17 protein-coding genes are annotated in these 19,190 nt (G+C 61.6%); 6 read left to right on the forward strand and 11 right to left on the reverse strand.

Features of this window, described 5'->3' with window-relative positions; translation table 11 throughout:
• Positions 1 to 2 precede the first annotated feature (2 nt).
• The 6 genes from nuoC to N436_RS07100 form a co-directional block, all read right to left on the reverse strand.
• A complete protein-coding gene (nuoC, locus tag N436_RS07075; protein WP_012273293.1) occupies positions 3 to 1,784 on the reverse strand; it encodes an NADH-quinone oxidoreductase subunit C/D in 1,782 nt (593 codons plus the stop codon).
• Positions 1,785 to 1,863: 79 nt separating this feature from the next.
• Complete coding sequence (locus N436_RS07080; protein ID WP_003251429.1) at positions 1,864 to 2,541, reverse strand: NADH-quinone oxidoreductase subunit B family protein; 678 nt, start codon at positions 2,539 to 2,541, stop codon at positions 1,864 to 1,866.
• A gap of 10 nt (positions 2,542 to 2,551) precedes the next feature.
• Positions 2,552 to 2,965, reverse strand: coding sequence for an NADH-quinone oxidoreductase subunit A (locus N436_RS07085; protein ID WP_003251427.1), 414 nt, complete (start codon positions 2,963 to 2,965; stop codon positions 2,552 to 2,554).
• A gap of 381 nt (positions 2,966 to 3,346) precedes the next feature.
• Positions 3,347 to 4,009 carry a lysoplasmalogenase gene (locus N436_RS07090; RefSeq protein WP_110740684.1) on the reverse strand — a complete coding sequence of 221 codons (663 nt, stop codon included), beginning with the start codon at positions 4,007 to 4,009 and terminating at the stop codon, positions 3,347 to 3,349.
• 201 nt (positions 4,010 to 4,210) lie between these two features.
• The gene (gene aceA / locus N436_RS07095; RefSeq protein ID WP_016711593.1) at positions 4,211 to 5,536 is read right to left on the reverse strand and encodes an isocitrate lyase; all 1,326 of its coding nucleotides are present in this window, start codon (positions 5,534 to 5,536) and stop codon (positions 4,211 to 4,213) included.
• A gap of 493 nt (positions 5,537 to 6,029) precedes the next feature.
• Positions 6,030 to 6,764: a secretin N-terminal domain-containing protein gene (locus N436_RS07100; RefSeq protein ID WP_110740785.1), complete on the reverse strand. Its 735-nt coding sequence runs from the start codon at positions 6,762 to 6,764 to the stop codon at positions 6,030 to 6,032.
• A 318-nt stretch (positions 6,765 to 7,082) separates the two neighbouring features.
• On the opposite strand from N436_RS07100, the gene N436_RS07105 reads away from it, so the two are divergent.
• Entirely contained in the window at positions 7,083 to 8,525 is a 1,443-nt protein-coding gene (locus N436_RS07105) for a SulP family inorganic anion transporter (protein WP_105946546.1), read from the forward strand.
• 112 nt (positions 8,526 to 8,637) lie between these two features.
• Here N436_RS07105 and fusA read toward each other — a convergent pair whose 3' ends face one another.
• Together fusA and N436_RS07115 are read right to left on the reverse strand one after the other, a co-directional pair.
• Positions 8,638 to 10,749: an elongation factor G gene (gene fusA, locus N436_RS07110; protein ID WP_105946547.1), complete on the reverse strand. Its 2,112-nt coding sequence runs from the start codon at positions 10,747 to 10,749 to the stop codon at positions 8,638 to 8,640.
• Between the two features lie 73 nt (positions 10,750 to 10,822).
• Complete coding sequence (locus N436_RS07115; protein WP_105946548.1) at positions 10,823 to 11,248, reverse strand: hypothetical protein; 426 nt, start codon at positions 11,246 to 11,248, stop codon at positions 10,823 to 10,825.
• A gap of 245 nt (positions 11,249 to 11,493) precedes the next feature.
• Here N436_RS07115 and N436_RS07120 point away from each other — a divergent pair, with 245 nt between their 5' ends.
• The gene (locus N436_RS07120; protein ID WP_105946549.1) at positions 11,494 to 11,796 is read left to right on the forward strand and encodes a hypothetical protein; all 303 of its coding nucleotides are present in this window, start codon (positions 11,494 to 11,496) and stop codon (positions 11,794 to 11,796) included.
• Between the two features lie 3 nt (positions 11,797 to 11,799).
• Here the strand turns inward: N436_RS07120 and N436_RS07125 are convergent, their stop codons facing one another.
• Together N436_RS07125 and gcvA are read right to left on the reverse strand one after the other, a co-directional pair.
• Positions 11,800 to 13,050 (reverse strand): aspartate aminotransferase family protein, encoded by a 1,251-nt coding sequence (locus N436_RS07125; protein ID WP_105946550.1) that lies wholly within the window; start codon positions 13,048 to 13,050, stop codon positions 11,800 to 11,802.
• Between the two features lie 120 nt (positions 13,051 to 13,170).
• On the reverse strand, positions 13,171 to 14,067 hold the full coding sequence (gene gcvA, locus N436_RS07130) for a transcriptional regulator GcvA (RefSeq protein WP_105946551.1): 897 nt from the start codon (positions 14,065 to 14,067) through the stop codon (positions 13,171 to 13,173).
• Between the two features lie 255 nt (positions 14,068 to 14,322).
• Here gcvA and N436_RS07135 point away from each other — a divergent pair, with 255 nt between their 5' ends.
• From N436_RS07135 to N436_RS07145, 3 genes are all read left to right on the forward strand, one after another.
• Positions 14,323 to 15,705, forward strand: a complete 1,383-nt coding sequence (locus N436_RS07135) for an amino acid permease (protein WP_110740685.1) — start codon at positions 14,323 to 14,325, stop codon at positions 15,703 to 15,705.
• Positions 15,706 to 15,762: 57 nt separating this feature from the next.
• On the forward strand, positions 15,763 to 16,260 hold the full coding sequence (locus N436_RS07140; protein WP_016711584.1) for a PaaI family thioesterase: 498 nt from the start codon (positions 15,763 to 15,765) through the stop codon (positions 16,258 to 16,260).
• An 87-nt stretch (positions 16,261 to 16,347) separates the two neighbouring features.
• Entirely contained in the window at positions 16,348 to 17,043 is a 696-nt protein-coding gene (locus N436_RS07145) for a glutathione S-transferase N-terminal domain-containing protein (protein WP_110740686.1), read from the forward strand.
• Between the two features lie 5 nt (positions 17,044 to 17,048).
• Here the strand turns inward: N436_RS07145 and N436_RS07150 are convergent, their stop codons facing one another.
• Positions 17,049 to 18,665 (reverse strand): inorganic phosphate transporter, encoded by a 1,617-nt coding sequence (locus tag N436_RS07150; protein ID WP_110740687.1) that lies wholly within the window; start codon positions 18,663 to 18,665, stop codon positions 17,049 to 17,051.
• Between the two features lie 128 nt (positions 18,666 to 18,793).
• On the opposite strand from N436_RS07150, the gene N436_RS07155 reads away from it, so the two are divergent.
• Positions 18,794 to 19,180, forward strand: a complete 387-nt coding sequence (locus N436_RS07155) for a DUF488 domain-containing protein (protein ID WP_105946556.1) — start codon at positions 18,794 to 18,796, stop codon at positions 19,178 to 19,180.
• Positions 19,181 to 19,190: the final 10 nt, after the last annotated feature.

The raw sequence follows: 19,190 nt of genomic DNA on the forward strand, positions 1-19,190 counted from the left end.
GCTTAGCGGTCCACGTCAGCCATAACGAAGTCGATACTGCCCAGGTACGCAATGAGGTCGGCGACCATGCTGCCTTTGATCACCGAAGGGATCTGCTGCAGGTGCGGGTAGCTCGGCGTACGAATCCGGGTGCGGTAGCTCATGGTGCCGCCATCGCTCGTCAGGTAGTAACTGTTGATGCCCTTGGTCGCCTCGATCATCTGGAACGACTCGTTGGCCGGCATGACCGGGCCCCACGAGACTTGCAGGAAGTGCGTGATGAGGGTTTCGATGTGCTGCAGGGTGCGCTCTTTCGGCGGCGGCGTGGTCAGCGGGTGATCCGCCTTGTACGGGCCTTCCGGCATGTTGCGCAGGCACTGGTCGATGATGCGGATACTCTGGCGCATCTCCTCGACACGGACCATGCAGCGATCGTAGGCATCGCCGTTGTGGGCCAGCGGTACTTCGAACTCGAAGTTCTCGTAGCCGGAGTAAGGGCGGGCTTTCCGCAGGTCGAAGTCGCAACCGGTGGAACGCAGGCCGGCACCGGTGGTACCCCACTCCAGGGCTTCCTTGGTGTTGTACGCGGCAACGCCAATGGTACGGCCCTTGAGGATGCTGTTCTGCAGGGCAGCCTTGGTGTATTCGTCGAGGCGCTTGGGCAGCCATTCGACGAAGTCCTTGACCAGCTTGTCCCAGCCGCGCGGCAGGTCGTGGGCGACGCCACCGATGCGGTACCAGGCCGGGTGCAGGCGGAAGCCGGTGATCGCTTCGATCACGGTGTAGGCGCGCTGGCGGTCGGTGAAGGTGAAGAACACCGGGGTCATGGCGCCCACGTCCTGGATGTAGGTACCCAGGAACAGCAGGTGGCTGGTGATGCGGAAGAACTCGGCGAGCATGATGCGAATCACGTCGACTTTCTGCGGCACCTTGATACCGGCCAGCTTCTCTACGGCGAGCACGTACGGCAGGTTGTTCATCACCCCGCCGAGGTAGTCGATACGGTCGGTGTAGGGGATGAAGCTGTGCCAGGACTGGCGCTCGGCCATTTTTTCGGCACCACGGTGGTGGTAGCCGATGTCCGGTACGCAGTCGACGATCTCTTCACCGTCCAGCTGCAGGACGATACGGAAGGCACCGTGCGCCGAAGGGTGGTTGGGGCCGAGGTTGAGGAACATGTAGTCCTCGTTGGCGCCCTGACGCTTCATGCCCCAGGCTTCCGGGTTGAAGCGCGCCGATTCCTCTTCAAGCTGCTGCTTGGCGAGGGTCAGGCTGTAGGGGTCGAACTCGGTGGCACGGGCCGGGTAGTCCTTGCGCAGCGGGTGGCCTTCCCAGGTGGGCGGCATCATGATGCGGCTCAGGTGCGGGTGGCCGGCAAAGTCGATGCCGAACATGTCCCAGACTTCACGCTCGTACCAGTTGGCGTTTGGCCAGATACCGGTCACGGTCGGCAGGTTCAGGTCGCCTTCGCTGAGCGACACCTTGATCATCACGTCGCTGTTACGCTCGACCGACAGCAGGTGGTAGAACACGCTGAAGTCGGCGGCTGGCAGGCCACGGCGCTGGGTGCGCAGGCGTTCGTCGACGCCGTGCAGGTCGTACAGCATGCTATACGGCTTGGCCACGCCACGCAGGAAGCTGAGCACCTCTTTGAGCTGGGCGCGCTTGACCCACAGCACGGGCATGCCGGTGCGGGTTTCCTGGGCGACAAATGCTTCGGCGCCAAAACGGTTGTTCAGTTCGACGACCACATCCTGGTCGTCAGCCTTGTAAGGCGGAATGAAAATAGCGTTGTCCGCTGTCATGGTCTCGGTCGCTTTGGGTCAACGTTAAGAATGAAGCCAGGCCGCCGGCTCCTTCGGGAGCGGGCGGCAGGTCGCTGGATCAGACTTCGTCGGGGCTGCGCAGGTTGGTTACTGCAATGCGCTGCTCACGACGCAGGTCTTTCTGGGCTGGCATCTCGGCACGGTAAATACCTTGATCACCAACAACCCAGGAAAGCGGGCGTCGTTCTTGGCCGATCGACTCCTGCAACAGCATCAAGCCTTGCAGGAAAGCCTCAGGGCGTGGCGGGCAGCCAGGCACATAGACGTCCACGGGGAGGAACTTGTCGACCCCCTGAACGACCGAGTAAATGTCGTACATGCCACCGGAGTTGGCGCACGACCCCATGGAGATGACCCACTTGGGCTCGAGCATCTGCTCGTACAGGCGCTGGATGATCGGCGCCATTTTGACGAAGCAGGTACCGGCGATGACCATGAAGTCGGCCTGACGCGGCGAGGCCCGGATGACTTCGGCGCCGAAGCGGGCGATGTCGTGGGGTGCCGTAAAGGCCGTGGTCATTTCCACGTAGCAGCAGGACAGGCCGAAGTTGTACGGCCAGAGGGAGTTCTTGCGACCCCAGTTGACCGCGCCACGCAGCACATCTTCAAGCTTGCCCATGAAGATGTTCTTGTGGACCTGGTCCTCTAGCAGCTGGTCGGTGACGGTTTCCCGTTCACCTACCGGGTACTGCTCGTTAGGCGCATCCGGATCGATTCTGGTGAGATTGTATTGCATTGCCAAAGCCTCATTGTTTCAGCTTCGCTTGCCGCTTGCGGCGACCTTCGGGAGCCCAATCAAGAGCACCGACGCGCCATAGGTAGACAAGACCTGCCAACAGAATTGCTATGAAAACGAGAGCTTCGACGAACCCGGTCCAGCCGCTTTCGCGGACGGACACAGACCATGCAAAGAGAAAGAGGGCTTCAATATCGAAGATCACGAACAGCATCGCGACCAGATAGAATTTGGCGGACAGGCGCAGGCGGGCGCTGCCGACGGGCAGCATGCCGGATTCGAAGGGTTCGTTCTTGGCGCGGCCCCAGGCCTTGCTACCGAGCAGGCTGGACAGGCCGAGCATGAAGGCACACAGGCCGACGACACCCAGGAGGAAGATGGCAAAGCCCCAGTTGTGGGCGATGAGTCCTGCCGAATCGGACATGCTAGAGATCCTTATACAGAGACCCAGCTCTGCAGTCTGAAATAAGTAAAGCGGCGACGTGGTGTCGCAGGTGCAGTGACCAAATGTCGCAGCTGAATCAATCGCGCTGATTTTATGGGTAAACCCGGTGCAAGTAAAATTTCTGTCGCAAATTTATTCGTAGGATTAAGAACAAAACACGCTCGTAACTGGCTGAAAGCCTTGAGATTCGGGCATTGCGTGCTGTTTTGTTAATTATGTTTCTTGCGACTGGTAACGAATTACAAGTTTCGGAATGATAATTAATATCATTTGACCTGATGCCTTCTAATTTGGCTGTTCTGCGCCTTGTAAAGTTCATCTGGCGATTCCCCCTACTTGCAAATGCGAAAGGCTCTTGTTCTAGCAGCTTCCGGCGCTGCGCGCACCGCTCTGGGTCAATACTTTATCGATTGAGCCATGACCGACTGATGAAGCGATCGCCCACTGGCCGAGCCAGTAGGTAAGGATGATCAGGTAGGGCGAGGCAGCGAACGGGCTGACAAAGCGGTCAATGCCGATCAGGCTGTCGGAGAGCACGAACAGGCCGGCGCCGAGTGCGGCCAGTCCGTCGCAGGCCAGGGCGCGCCAGAGCATGGCGCTGATGGCCAAGGCGTAGAGCGCGACCGGGACCAGTAGCGGGCCAAGGCCGTGATTGGCCAGAACGCTGAGCAAGGTGAGGCCGGTGACGGCGCTAAGCAGCAGTGCGGGCAGGGCTGGGCGCAGGGTATGGCTGCAATACGCACGCAGGTAGGCGAGGTGGGCGCAGAGGAAGGCGGCCAGGCCGAACACGAAGAGGTCGGCGGGGATGGCGAGCAGGATGTCGCCGAGTGCCGAGAAGGCCAGGCCGATCGAGATCCACGTGCAATAGGCTGAAGCGGGGGTGCTGCGCAGCCAGGCGATCAAGGCCAGCACCGGGATGGGCTTGGCCAGCAGGGCAAGCACGGTGTTGTCGCTGGCCAGTGCATATATATAGAGAGCAGCGGCGGCCAGGGCGAGAATGATCAGGTGGCTTGGACGAGGCATGGGCGGTCCTTGCTACTGTGCTGCCTCAAGCATAGACCTGATCGTGAGATTTGCGTTTGTCTGTGCGGGCCCTTCGCGGATAAATCCGCTCCTACAGGTGCGCACAGGCTCTGTAGGAGCGGATTTATCCGCGAAGGGCCAGTACAGGCAAAAAAGGCCCGGAGCTTTCGCAAGCCCCGGGCCTCTGTCAGCAACCCATTATCAGTGGAATTGCTCTTCCTCGGTCGAACCGGTCAGTGCAGTCACCGACGATGCGCCACCCTGAATCACGGTCGTCATGTCGTCGAAGTAGCCAGTGCCCACTTCCTGCTGGTGCGCCACGAAGGTATAGCCTTTGCTGGCGTCCGCGAATTCCTGCTCTTGCAGCTTCACGTAGGCGGTCATGTCGTTGCGGGCGTAGTCGTGCGCCAGGTTGAACATGCCGTGCCACATGTTGTGAATGCCGGCCAGGGTGATGAACTGGTGCTTGTAGCCCATGGCCGACAGCTCGCGCTGGAACTTGGCAATGGTGGCGTCGTCCAGGTTTTTCTTCCAGTTGAAGGACGGCGAGCAGTTGTACGACAGGATCTGGTCCGGGTACTCCTTCTTGATCGCCTCGGCGAAGCGGCGGGCTTCGTCCAGGTCTGGCTTGGCGGTTTCGCACCAGATCAGGTCGGCGTACGGCGCATAGGCCAGGCCGCGGGCGATGGCCTGGTCGAGGCCGGCGCGTACCTTGTAGAAGCCTTCACGGGTACGCTCGCCGATCACGAACGGCTGGTCGTACGGGTCGCAGTCGCTGGTCAGCAGGTCGGCGGCGTTGGCGTCGGTGCGGGCCAGGATGATGGTCGGAACGCCCGACACGTCGGCTGCCAAGCGCGCGGCCACCAGCTTCTGTACGGCTTCCTGGGTCGGTACCAGTACCTTGCCACCCATGTGGCCACATTTTTTGACCGAGGCCAGCTGGTCTTCGAAGTGCACGCCAGCGGCGCCTGCTTCGATCATGTTCTTCATCAGTTCATAGGCGTTCAGTACGCCGCCGAAACCGGCTTCGGCGTCAGCCACGATGGGCGCGAAGTAGTCGATGTAGCCATCGTCGCCCGGGTTCTTGCCGGCTTTCCACTGGATCTGGTCGGCGCGGCGGAAGGCGTTGTTGATGCGCTTGACCACGGTCGGTACCGAATCGACCGGGTACAGCGACTGGTCAGGGTACATGGACTCGGCCGAGTTGTTGTCGGCGGCTACTTGCCAGCCGGACAGGTAGATGGCCTGGATGCCGGCTTTTACCTGTTGCACTGCCTGGCCGCCGGTGAGGGCGCCCATGCAGTTCACGAAATCTTTTTCTGGGCGGAAGGACGGGTGGGCACCTTCGGTGACCAGCTTCCACAGTTTTTCTGCGCCTTGGCGAGCAAAGGTGTGCTCCGGCTGGATGGAGCCACGCAGGCGAACGACATCGGCGGCGGAGTAGGTACGGGTCACGCCTTTCCAGCGCGGGTTCTCGGCCCAGTCTTTCTCGAGGGCTGCAATTTGCTGTTCGCGTGTCAGTGCCATGGAAATAAACCTCGTCGCATCGATCTTGGGTTAATTGTGCTGATGCCCGGGTGCAGATCAGGGTGCCTGGCGGCTGTCCTGTTCTAGAGAGTGCGGCGGCGAACGCGAAGGCTCGAAGGGGGAAGGGTGGGCAGGCCAGGCGAAGGTGTGCTCCGGCAGGTCGGCTCGTGGTTGCCTTGCTGCGGTGCTACGCGATTGCCAGTACTGCGGTGATGCGCTTCCGTCCCTCGGGACAACTTCTTCGTTGCAGTCGCAATCCCGTCGAACCGCCTTGTGGGCCGTATAGACACGAGGCGCCTCCAGGGGTGGGAGGAGTACGCCTCGAAGGCCCTTGCCAGGGCCCCTGATTAGCGGGAGCGAGGCCATCATGCCCTTGGGAAAAAGGGCATGTCAAATGTTTTGTAGTGGAATTTTTCACTTACTACATCTTTGGTCTAATGCGACTTGGCAGTCAGTTTCAAGGCCTTTGGTCGAGGCCTTGAATTGCCTGGGATCAGTCGAGAAGGTCGACTTTGACACGTAAAGTCATGTTTTCACCCCGCTGGGTGCTGTAACTGCGGCTTGACGTGCTGCGGTCGGCTTGGCTCTGCTGGTTGTAGCCTGCCAGGGTGATCCATTCGCCGAGCTTGCCGGTGACGGTCGTGTCGGTACTTTGCACTTTCACTACATCTGCACGTTCATGGCTGATGCGGTCATTATTGGTGCTTATTTGCAGACGAACCGTATCACCGCTCAGGCTTGGCGTAACGTAGAAACCCTGGGTCACGTTGCGGTATTCGGTGTTGCTCTGCAGGCGCCCGTAGCCGTCGGTGCTGGTGCTGGTGATCGGGATGCTCTGGCCAACCTGGATCAGCGCCGGCTGGCCTTCGCTGGCCTGGATCTGTTGCATGCCGCCGTCACGGTTGCTGGTGCCGTAGTGGATAACACGGGCATTGCCACGGTTGTCCTGGAAGTTGCTGTCGTTGTTGTCGACGCTGATCAGCAGGCGTTTGGGGGCGGTGTCCAGTTGTTGCAGCAGGGCGCGCAGGTCGTCGATGCGCTCGGGGCTGGCGTTGACGATCAGCTTGTTCTCGAAGGCGCTGACTGTGCCGTCCTTGCCGATGAATGCCTGCGCCGCAGGCAGCAGTTCGGCGCTGGCGCGGTGCTGCAGCGGCACCACCTCGGTGGCGGCCTGGGCGACGAGGCTGGTAACCAGCAGCACGGTGGTGAAAAGGGGGCGTAGCGGCATGTCCATGATCTCCGCGGGAGGAATCGCCAGAATGGCCAAGGCATCCTGCTTGTGCCGGGTGCACATTAAAACCTGCCTTTTATACTGGCTTTATCTAGGCAACTATAAATTATAGTCAGCCAGATAATTGCAGATAATTCCACGATGCAGGCTTGGTTGGTCAGCTCGCGCACATCACGCTGTGGCTGCTGTCGGACAAATTACGTAACATTCCCGCTACAATTTTTTGCCCGTTCTAAAGGCCGTACAGCTGCCTCGGGCGCTCCTGTGGCTCTGTGGGAGTGCTCCAGACAAGTGCTCGCCATACACAGGAATCTCATGAAACCCGCCCGACTACGCGCCGACCTGCTCGCCGGCCTCACCACCTCGTTCGCCCTGGTGCCCGAGTGCATCGCCTTTGCCCTGGTGGCTCACCTCAACCCTTTGATGGGCCTGTATGGCGCATTCATCATCTGTACCCTGACTGCGCTGTTCGGCGGTCGGCCCGGGATGATCTCCGGCGCCGCGGGCTCAATGGCCGTGGTGATCGTCGCGCTGGTGGTGCAGCACGGCGTGCAGTACCTGCTGGCAACGGTGTTGCTGGGCGGTGTGGTGATGATCCTGTTCGGCGTGCTGCGCTTGGGCAAACTGGTGCGCCTGGTGCCGTACCCGGTGATGCTTGGCTTCGTGAACGGCTTGGCCATCGTCATCGCCATGGCTCAGCTGGAGCACTTCAAGGACGGTGAGCACTGGCTCAGTGGTGCGCCGCTGTATCTGATGATCGGCCTGGTAGCGTTGACCATGGCGGTGGTTTACGTGCTGCCGAAGCTGACCCGCGCAGTACCACCGGCGCTGGTGGCGATCCTGGGTGTTGGCCTGCTGGTGTACCTGCTGGGGCTGCCCACCCGCACCCTGGGTGACATGGCGCACATCGCTGGTGGCCTGCCAGGGCTGGCGCTGCCGGATGTGCCCTGGAACCTGGAAACCCTGAAGATCATCGCCCCCTACGCGGTGCTGATGGCCATGGTCGGCCTGCTGGAAACCCTGCTTACCCTCAACCTGACCGATGAAATCACCGAGAGCCGAGGTTTCCCGGACCGCGAGTGCGTGGCGTTGGGCGCGGCTAACATGGTCTCGGGCCTGTGCGGCGGCATGGGTGGCTGCGCGATGATCGGGCAGACGGTGATCAACCTCAGCTCCAATGGCCGTGGCCGGCTGTCGGGGGTGGTGGCCGGGGTAATGATCTTGCTGTTCGTCTTGTTCCTGTCACCGCTGATCGAGCGCATTCCGCTGGCGGCACTGGTGGGGGTGATGTTCGTGGTGGCCCAGCAGACGTTTGCCTGGGCGTCGCTGCGGGTGCTTAACAAAGTACCGGTGAACGATGTGCTGGCGATCATTGCGGTCACTGTCGTGACAGTGTTTACCGACCTGGCCATGGCGGTGCTGTTCGGCATCATCATCGCGGCCCTTAATTTTGCCTGGCAGCATGCGCGGGAGTTGTATGCGGACTGCCATGAGGATGCGCAGGGCGGCAAGCATTATCAGGTACATGGCACGCTGTTCTTTGCCTCTACCACCTCGTTCCTCAATCAGTTCGATACGGCCAGCGACCCTGCTCAGGTTACGCTGGATTGCCAGCATCTGAGCTTTGTCGATTACTCGGCGATTGCGGCATTGAAGACCCTGCGTGAACGGTATGCCAAGGCGGGCAAGCAGTTGCGCGTGGTGCACTTGTCGGAGCGCTGCAAGAAGCTGTTGAAGCGGGCTGGTGAACAGCACTGAAGATAGTTGCTGCCTGTGCTGGCCTCATCGCGGCTAAAGCCGCTCCTACAAGGGGTGTGCGATCCCTGTAGGAGCGGCTTTAGCCGCGATGAGGCCGGTGCAGGAGAACGGCTTACTCGCCGCGGTTCTTCTTCACAATTGCATCGGCAATACTGGCCGGTGCCTCGGCATATCGGGTGAACTCCATCGAAAAGCTCGCCCGGCCCTGGGTCATCGAGCGCATCGAGGTGGCGTAGCCGAACATTTCGCCCAGCGGCACCTCGGCACGGATCACCTTGCCTGCCGGCGTTTCGTCACCGTCCTGAATCATCCCGCGGCGCCGGCTCAGGTCGCCCAGAATGTCGCCCTGGTACTCCTCCGGCGTCACCACCTCCACCTTCATCACCGGCTCCAGCAGCACCGCGCCACCTTTCTGCGATAGCTGTTTGGTGGCCATCGACGCAGCGATCTTGTAGGCCATTTCGTTGGAGTCGACGTCGTGGTAAGAGCCGTCGAACACCGCGGCTTTGAGGTTGATCAGCGGGTAACCGGCGAGCACGCCGTTCTTCATCTGTTCCTCGATGCCTTTCTGGATCGCCGGAATGTATTCGCGTGGTACCACGCCACCGACAATCTCGTTGATGAACTCCAGGCCTTCCTTGCCTTCGTCGCCGGGGGCGAAGCGGATCCAGCAGTGACCATACTGGCCACGGCCGCCGGACTGGCGGACGAAACGCCCCTCGATCTCGCAGGTATTGCGGATTTTTTCGCGGTAGGCCACCTGCGGCTTGCCGATGTTGGCCTCGACATTGAACTCGCGGCGCATGCGGTCGACGATGATGTCCAGGTGCAACTCGCCCATGCCAGAGATGATGGTCTGGCCGGTTTCTTCGTCGGTGCGTACGCGGAATGACGGGTCTTCCTGGGCCAGCTTGCCCAGGGCGATGCCCATTTTTTCCTGGTCGGCCTTGGTCTTCGGCTCGACGGCCACGGAAATCACCGGGTCGGGGAAGTCCATGCGCTCAAGGATGATTGGCTTGTCCATGTCGCACAGGGTGTCGCCGGTGGTCACGTCCTTCATGCCGATCAGCGCGGCGATGTCGCCGGCACACACGTCTTTGATCTCTGCGCGCTGGTTGGCGTGCATCTGCACCATGCGGCCGATGCGTTCCTTCTTGCCCTTGACCGAGTTGAGTACCGCGTTGCCCGAGCTGAGCACGCCGGAATACACCCGGGCGAAGGTGAGGGTGCCGACGAAGGGGTCGGTGGCGATCTTGAATGCCAGGGCCGAGAACGGCTCTTTGTCGTCGGCGTGGCGCTCCAGGTGCTTCTCTTCGTCGTCGGGGTCGGTGCCCTTGATCGCCGGGATTTCCGACGGGGCGGGCAGGTAGTCGATGACCGCGTCGAGCATCAGCGGCACGCCTTTGTTCTTGAACGAGGAGCCGAGGATGGTCGGTACGATTTCGTTGGCGATGGTGCGTTGGCGCAGCGCAGCCTTGATCTCGTCGACACTCAATTCCTCGCCTTCGAGAAACTTCATGGTCAGCTCATCGTTGGCCTCGGCGGCGGCCTCGATCATATGCGCACGCCATTCGTCGGCCAGCGCCTGCAGTTCTGCGGGAATGGGTTCTTCGCGGTAGCTGGTGCCCTGGTCGGCATCGTTCCAGTAGATGGCCTTCATTTTCACGAGGTCGATCTGGCCGACGAAGTTTTCTTCGCTGCCGATGGCCAGCTGGATGGGTACCGGGTGGTGCCCCAGACGCTGGTCGATCTGCTTGACCACGCGCAGGAAGTCGGCGCCCTGGCGGTCCATCTTGTTGATGTAGGCCAGGCGTGGCACATGGTATTTGTTGGCCTGGCGCCAGACCGTCTCGGACTGTGGCTCCACCCCGTCAGCGCCGCTGAACACCACCACCGCGCCATCGAGCACGCGCAACGAGCGCTCCACCTCGATGGTGAAGTCGACGTGGCCGGGGGTGTCGATGATGTTGAAGCGGTACTTGTGCGCGAACTGTTTGGTCGAGCCTTGCCAGAACGCCGTGGTCGCCGCCGAGGTGATGGTGATGCCGCGCTCTTGCTCCTGAGCCATCCAGTCCATGGTCGCGGCGCCATCGTGCACCTCGCCCATCTTGTGGTTGACCCCGGTGTAGAACAGGATCCGCTCGGTAGTCGTGGTCTTGCCGGCGTCAACGTGTGCGACGATGCCGATATTGCGGTACAGCTCGATGGGCGTTGTGCGGGCCATGGCGGACTACCTGCGGATGGGCGGATTCCACCACGTTAGCAGACCGGTGGAATCCTGCCCTGCCGCCGGGCCGTCAGTCGGCCTGGGCTTGCAGCATCCATTGGCCATCGACTTCACGGGCCAGGCCGCTGGCTGGCAGCAGGGCCAGCAGGCGCGGGTGCAGGGCGGCTTCGGTGAAGGTCTTGAGGGTGGTCAGGTCCAGCGCGCCGACCAGGTTGAGATCGGCTTTGGTGTACGACAGCCAGGCCTTTTTCAGCGCTTGGGCAACATCGCTACCCGAGGTGCTGGCGAAGCGGCGGTGCCACTGACGGCCGTCGAAGGTGAAGCTGTGGGCGTGGCTGTAGGTGCTCTCGTCGCCACCTTCGGCGCAACGGTGGCAGCGGCACGGGCCTTCGCCGAAGGCATTGCGCAGGTAGCTGTTGAAGTCCACGACGGGCTTGAGGGACAGGCGTTTGTCGACATCGAACAGGTCGGCGATCAGGGGTTCTTCGGCGCTCACTCGGGATCCTCGTGTGGTGTGGCGTGCATCGGCGGGCACCCTAACAGATCGGGGCATTCAGATCACCTTTTGCAGGCCCGGCCTCTTCGCGGGCTCGCCCGCTCCCACAGGTGCTGTGCACACCCCGGGCAACATGCGATCCCTGTGGGAGCGGGCGTGCCCGCGAAGAGGCCGGTAGAGACAATAGAGATCACCTGCCGTACTCTACGCGCCCATACGCCTTCACACCCACAGAGGTAACCCGCTTGAGCACCAAGTACCCGTACATCGCCACCGTGACCATCAGCGCCGAAGACCGTGGTGGAGATACCGAGGCATCGGAAAACCCCAACATGCGCGTTGGCCTGGAGGCGGTGACCGAAACCCTGAAGAAGGTGCATTTCGTCGGTACGCTCGCAGCCCCCGAGAAATCGGCCACGCACATTTGCGTGACCCTGGAGAACGGCCTGACCTACTACGGCCCGATCGTCAACGGCCATGCCGAACTCGAAGGCGGCTGGATTGCCTTCGAGTCCGACATGCTCACCCCGCAAGAACTGGGGCTGTAAGCCTCAGTTCAGCTCGGCCAGGCACTGCTCGAGGATATCCAGGCCTTCTTCGAGCACCTCGGCCTCGATGGTCAGTGGTGCCAACAGGCGGATGATGTGCCGTGACTTGCCGCTGGGCATCAGCAACAAGCCCTTGGCCCGCGCGGCGTCCATCACCTTGGCCAGTTGTGCCGGCGCCGGGCTGCCATCGGCATTGACGAACTCGATGCCACGCATGGCGCCCACGCCAGTCAGGCGGCCGATGAACGGGCTCAGGCCCGAGGCCTGCCAGCGCTGGTGGCGGCTGACGATGGCCTGCTCCTGGCGTTCACCCCAGGTGGCGATGTTCTCGTCGGTCATCTGCGCCAGGCTGGCCAGCGCCGCCGCACAGGCAATCGGGTTGCCCGAATAGGTGCCGCCCAGGCCGCCCTTGGGCAGGGCTGCCATCAATTCCTTGCGCCCGACCACCGCACCCAGCGGCATACCGCCGGCAATGCTCTTGGCCAGCAGCAACAGGTCGGGTTCGATGCCAAGGCGTGGGAAGGCGAAGCGTTGGCCGGTGCGGCCGAAGCCCGACTGGATTTCGTCGATGATAATCAGGATGCCGCGCTCGTCGCAGAAGCGGCGCAGGGCCTGGGCGAAGGCGGGGTCAAGGGCGAGGAAACCGCCTTCTCCCTGCACCGGCTCGAAAATGAACGCTGCCACGTCTTCCACAGCCAGCTCGACGCTGAACAGGCGGTCCATGGCCTTGAGCGCCTGCTCGCAGGTCACGCCGGTGTCGGCGCTGGGGTAGGGCAGGTGGTACACCGGCCCAGGCAGTTCACCGACCCGCTGTTTGTACGGGGCGACCTTGCCGTTGAGGTTCAGGGTGGCCAGGGTGCGGCCATGGAAGCCGCCGTCGAAGGCGATGATGGCCCGCTTGCCGGTGGCACCACGGGCCACTTTCAGGGCGTTTTCTGCCGCTTCCGCGCCGCTGTTGGTGAGCATGCCGGCCAATGGGTAGCTGACGGGCACGAATTCGCTCAGTTGTTCCATCAGTGCCAGGTACGGGCCGTGAGGGGCGGCGTTGAAGGCGTAGTGGGTCAGGCGGGTGGCCTGGGTCTGGATCGCCTCGACCACGGCGGGGTTGCAGTGGCCCAGGTTGAGCACACCGATACCACCGACGAAATCGATGTAACGTTTGCCGTCGGTGTCCCAGACTTCGGCATTACGGCCATGGGAAAGTGTGATCGGGTGAACGATGGCAATGGATTGGCTGATACTTTCCTGGTTCATGGGCACGCGGGACCTTGTTCGAGTTTCTTATTATCCAAGCGTGTTGGCGGGTTATTCCGCAAACGAATTATTCGATTGCGGTCATTCCGTGGATTCGTGATCTTGCCGGCGCGGTCAATATCAATCCCCCTCAGCCACCCGCTCCCGGATCCATTGTACAAAAGCCCGGATCTTGGGCACTTCGGCCGCATGCTCGGCATGGGCGATGAAGTGCCGGCCATTGCTCGCCACCGGGTGATCCCAGGCCACCACCAGCTTGCCCTCGCTCAGTTCCTCTGCCACCAGGTAGCGCGGAATCAGGGCGATACCGCAGCCCGCAATCGCTGCGCGAATGCACAGGTAGAACGTGTCGAAACGCGGCCCGTGGTAGCTGTTCTGGCTATGCAGCCCCAGCCCCAGAAACCATTCGTGCCAGGCCTCCGGCCGCGACACGCACTGCAGCAGCCGGTGCTCGGTCAGCGCCTGGGCACTGTCGAAAGGATGGTTGGCCAATAGCTGCGGGCTGCACACCGGCACCACTTCTTCGCTGAACAGCTCGATGCAGGTTGCCCCGGGCCAGGTGCCTTGGCCGAAGAAAAACGCGATATCTGCCTTGGCCTGCACCAGGTCGAACGGTTCCAGTTCGTTGCGCACGTCCAGGTGAATACGCGGGTAGCGGTCGCCGAAACCCTTGAGTTTGGGCACCAGCCAGCGGGCGCCGAAGGTGGGCTGAGTGGCAATGCGCAGCACTTCGGTTTCATCGCCGTAGCTGAGGATGTAGCGGCTTGAGATATCGATCTGGGTGAGGATCTTGTTCACTTCGGTGAGGTACAGCGCGCCGGCCGGGGTCAGGTGCAGGCGGCGGCGAATGCGCTGGAACAGCGAGTGCGAGAGCATGTCCTCAAGCTGCGCCACCTGCTTGCTGACGGCGCTCTGGGTCAGGTGCAGTTCCTGCGCCGCGCGGGTGAAGCTGAGGTGGCGGGCGGCCGCTTCGAAGCACTGAAGGGCGGTGGTCGAAGGCATCAGGCGTTTGGACATGACGGGCAAATACCGAGCAAAAAAGGAAGGAGTTCATTCCAAAGAGGAATCATGTGGTTCGAAAAGGTCGTTTGTTGACCCCGGCCTATAGATTAATACTGACCTGGATCAACGATTACAACCGGTCATGCGAAGAGGAGGTCAGTACCCGCTTCCGGCATCTGCAAAACAACAACAACGACTATCAGAAATTTAAAAGAATTCTGCTCCGACCTTCAGCCGCCTCGCTGCGGCCGACCCATTCGAGGGTTCTTCATGGCTTCGCAAGACAACAAGAAACAGCGTTCCCTGCAGCACGGCCTGACCTCCCGTCAGGTGTCCATGATCTCCATTGCGGGCATCATCGGCGCCGGCCTGTTCATCGGCTCCTCCAACGCCATCGCCACCGCCGGCCCGGCCATCCTGATCTCCTACGCCATGACCGGCCTGCTGGTCTTGCTGGTGATGCGTATGCTGGGCGAAATGGCCATCGCCAACCCCAACAGCGGCTCGTTCTCCACCTATGCCTCCGAAGCCATCGGCCCATGGGCGGGCTTTACCATCGGTTGGCTGTACTGGTGGTTCTGGGTGCTGATCATTCCGGTCGAGGCCATTGCCGGTGCGGACATCCTGCATGCCTACTTCCCTGGGGTGCCATCGTGGCTGTTCGCCTTCCTGATCATGCTGGTGCTGTCGGGCACCAACCTGATCAGCGTGAAGAACTTCGGTGCCTTCGAGTACTGGTTCGCCCTGGTCAAGGTGGTGGCGATCATTGCCTTCATCGTGGTCTGCACCTTGGCCGTGTTCGGCTTCTGGCCGCTGGCCGAAGTGTCCGGGGTCAGCCGACTGTGGGACAACGGCGGCTTCATGCCCAACGGCTTCGGGACCGTGCTGGGTGGTGTACTGATCACCATTTTCTCGTTCTTCGGTGCCGAAATCGTCACCATTGCCGCTGACGAAACCGCCAACCCGAAAGACAAGATCCGCCGTGCCACCAACCTGGTGGTGTACCGCATCGCCATCTTCTATCTGGCGTCGATTTTCCTGGTGGTGTCGCTGGTGGCCTGGAATGACCCTGAACTGAAGGCGGTCGGTTCGTTCCAGCGCGTACTGGAGGTGCTGAACGTGCCGGGTGCCAAACTGCTGGTTGACCTGGTGGTGCTGGTAGCGGTGACCAGTTGTATGAACTCGGGGCTGTATACCGCGTCGCGCATGCTCTATTCGCTGGGTGCCCGTGGTCAGGCTCTGAGCGTTACCAAGCGCATCTCCGGCTCCGGCGTACCGACCGTGGCGGTGATCTTCTCTACCCTGGCAGGCTTTGCCGGTTGCTTCGTCAACTATGTGTTCCCGGGCAAGGTGTTCGGCTTCCTGCTGTCCACCACCGGTGCCATTGCCTTGCTGGTGTACCTGGTGATTGCCGTGTCGCAACTGCGCATGCGTGCCCGTGCCGAGCGCGAAGGGCGGCCGCTGGAGCTCAAGATGTGGCTGTTCCCGTGGCTGACCTGGCTGGTGATCGGCACCATCGTCATGGTGCTGGGCTACATGCTGTTCAGCGATGCCTACCGCTACGAAACCCTGATGACTGCTGGCGTAACCCTGTTCATCCTGCTGGTTTCGCTGACCCAGCGGCGTGCCAAGGTGGTTGCCCAGACGGCCTGATGTTTCTGCTTTAATGGGGGCGTTGCGCGCCCCCATTTCAATAAGCACAGGAAGCGTATGAACGACCAAGCCCTTTCCCTCCAGGCCCTCGCGGCACCCGACGGCACGTGTTATGGCTGCGGGTGTTCCCACCCCAGCGGGCTGCATCTGCAAAGCCACTGGGACGCCGACGGCGTTCATCTGATATGCCGCCATGCGCCCGACAGCACCTTCATCGGCTGGCCCGGCCTGGTTTACGGCGGCCTGTTGGCGATGCTGGTCGACTGTCATTCCAACTGGACGGCCATGGCTTACCACTACCGCAATGAAGGCCGTGAGCCGGGCAGCCTGCCGCGCATCGACTGCGTCACGGGTACGCTCAACCTGACCTACCTGAAACCCACGCCCATGGGCGTCGAGCTGTTGCTCAAGGCGCGTGTGGAAGGGGACGTGGGGCGCAAGAGCCGGGTGATCTGCGAGGTCTGGGCCGACGATGTGCTGACCGTGACCGCCGACTCGGTGTTCGTGCGTGTCGACACCGAAAAACTCAAGCTCAAGGCCCACGGTCAGGCCTGAGTTGCCAGCGCTGATGCGTGGTCGGTGATGGTCAGCGGCCGGGGATGTCTCTAGAGTGACAGGTTCATTCCCCAGGCAAGGTTGATCATGACCGATCTCAGTGCTTTCCCGATTACCCGCAAGTGGCCCGCCAAGTACCCAGAACGCCTGCAGCTGTATTCGCTGCCGACACCCAACGGCGTCAAGGTGTCGATCATGCTCGAAGAAATCGGCCTGGCCTACGAGGCGCACAAGGTCAGTTTTGACAACGATGACCAGTTGAGCCCCGAGTTCATCTCGCTCAGCGCGAATAACAAGATCCCGGCCATCCTCGACCCCAACGGGCCGGGCGGTCAGCCGCTGCCGCTGTTCGAGTCAGGGGCGATCCTGCAGTACCTGGCGGAGAAAAGCGGCCAACTGCTCAGCCAGGACCCTGCCCAGCGTTACCAGACCCTGCAGTGGCTGATGTTCCAGATGGGCGGCATCGGGCCGATGTTCGGCCAGGTCGGCTTTTTCCACTTCTTTGCTGGCAAGGAATATGAAGACAAGCGTCCGCGTGATCGTTATGTCAACGAGTCCAAACGGCTGCTGGGTGTGCTGGATCGGCACCTGAAAGGGCGGGAGTGGATGGTTGACGAATACAGCATCGCCGACATCGCCATCTTCCCGTGGGTACGCAACCTGGTGGAGCGTTACAACGCCCGTGAGTTGATTGGTTTCGATGCGTTCAAGGAAGTGCAGCGCGTGCTGGCCGCCTTCCTCGAGCGGCCAGCCGTGCAGCGCGGCCTGAAGATTCCTGCCTGACGGACCTAGAAGACCTGGTTCAACAACCAGTACAGCGACCCTGCCAGCACCATGGCTGCCGGCAGGGTCAGCACCCAGGCCATCAGCAGGTTGATCAGTGTGCGTTTCTGAATGCCTGAGCCGTTGGCGACCATGGTGCCGGCCACACCAGAGCTCAGCACATGGGTGGTCGAAACCGGCAACCCGAACATGTCCGCCGCGCCGATGGTGCACATCGCAACCACTTCAGCCGAGGCGCCCTGGGCATAGCTCAGGTGGGTCTTGCCGATCTTCTCGCCCACCGTCACCACGATACGTCGCCAGCCAACCATGGTGCCCAGCCCCAGCGCGATGGCCACGACCACCTTCACCCACAGTGGAATGTAGCGGGTGGCATCGTCCAGCTGGGCCTTGAACAGTTCTACATGGCTGCGGGTGTCGGCATCGAATGCCACCAGCTGGTTTTTCTCGATCAGGCGAATGGCTTCGCTGGTCAGGTACATGTCGTTGCGCACATTGGCCATGGCTTCGGCCGGCACGCGCTTGAGCGAGCCATAGCCTTTGACCTGGTCGCCGATCATCCCGGTCAGCGCCGCGAGTGCCGGTATCAGTTGCGGGCTGGCCTTGGGCTCGGCAATGAACAAGGTCAGTACCTTGTGCGGGTCGGCCGGGGCCGCTTGCGGGTCGCTGCGCACCAGCGCCTGGCGGGTTGCTTCGGCAACGGCAGAAAACTGCAGGGCCTGTTCGTTGGGCATGGTCTTGTTCAGGGCATAGGCCATGGGCAGGGTGCCGACCAGGATCAGCATGATCAGGCCCATGCCTTTCTGGCCGTCGTTGGAGCCATGGGCAAAGGATACGCCGGTGCAGGTGAGGATCAGGACGCTGCGGATCCACCACGGTGGCGGGGTGCGGCCTTCCGGTGCCTGATACAGTTCCTTGCGCTTGACCAGTGCGCGTAACGCCATCAGCAACAAGGCCGCGCAGGCAAAGCCGATCAGGGGTGAGAACAGCAAGGCATAGCCGACTTTGCTGGCTTGGGCCCAGTCCACGCCACTGGTGCCGTCACGCCCGTGCATCAGCGCGTTGGCCACGCCCACGCCGATGATCGAGCCGATCAACGTGTGGGAGGACGATGCCGGCAGGCCCAGCCACCAGGTGCCGAGGTTCCAGATGATGGCTGCCAGCAGCAGGGCGAAGACCATGGCAAAGCCGGCCGAGGAGCCGACCTGCAAAATCAGCTCTACCGGCAGCAGGGCAATGATGCCGAACGCTACCGCGCCGCTGGAAAGCAACACGCCAAGGAAGTTGCAAAGCCCGGACCAGACGACCGCCACCGGTGCTGGCAGCGAGTGGGTGTAGATGACCGTGGCGACTGCATTGGCGGTGTCATGAAAACCATTGACGAATTCAAAGCCCAGGGCAATCAGCAGCGCCAGGCCCAGTAGAAGGAACGGTGTGACCGTGGTGATCACCGTGCCGCTGGCCGTCACATCCTGTTTCAGGCTCCAGACGGTATAGGCAATACCGGCCAGTAGCAGGCCGAAGAACAACACGAGGGTGGCGCGCCCTGGCGTGTGGGCAAGCTGCGGGCGGGAATCGCGCTGGGCCAGTTGCGGCTGGCTGGCCAGTGACGGGGTTGCCATGGGTGCTCCGGTTGGCGTTGGGCGTGGGTGCCGAAGGCCTTGAGCATAGAAACAATTCGTAACCCGGCCGTGACCTCGATCAATGAATTATCTAGGCTCAAGACAGACGGTAATGGCAGGAGTAAATGATGATTCGCTGCAAGCGTGTCTACGAAGGGGTTGAGGATGAAGATGGCCAGCGCGTGCTGGTCGACCGCCTGTGGCCGCGCAACATACGCAAGGAAGACCTGCATGGGCAGTGGTTGCGCGAAGTGGCACCTTCGTCGGCATTGCGCAAGGCATTTCACCAGGGCGAGGTCGATTTTGCCGGGTTTACCCAGTGCTATCGGCAAGAACTGGCGGCCCGCCCCGAACACTGGTATCCGCTGTTGGATATGGCCGCGAAGGGCACGCTGACATTGCTGTATGCCGGCAAGGACACGGGGCATAACAATGCCCAGGTGCTGGCTGAGTGGCTGGAGGCCGAACTGGACAGGCGTGGGCCTGGCAGTTCGCCAGTGTGTTACGCCCAGTGAGCGATATGCG

The organism is Pseudomonas sp. RV120224-01b (genome assembly GCF_003208145.1).
GTDB lineage: Bacteria > Pseudomonadota > Gammaproteobacteria > Pseudomonadales > Pseudomonadaceae > Aquipseudomonas > Aquipseudomonas monteilii.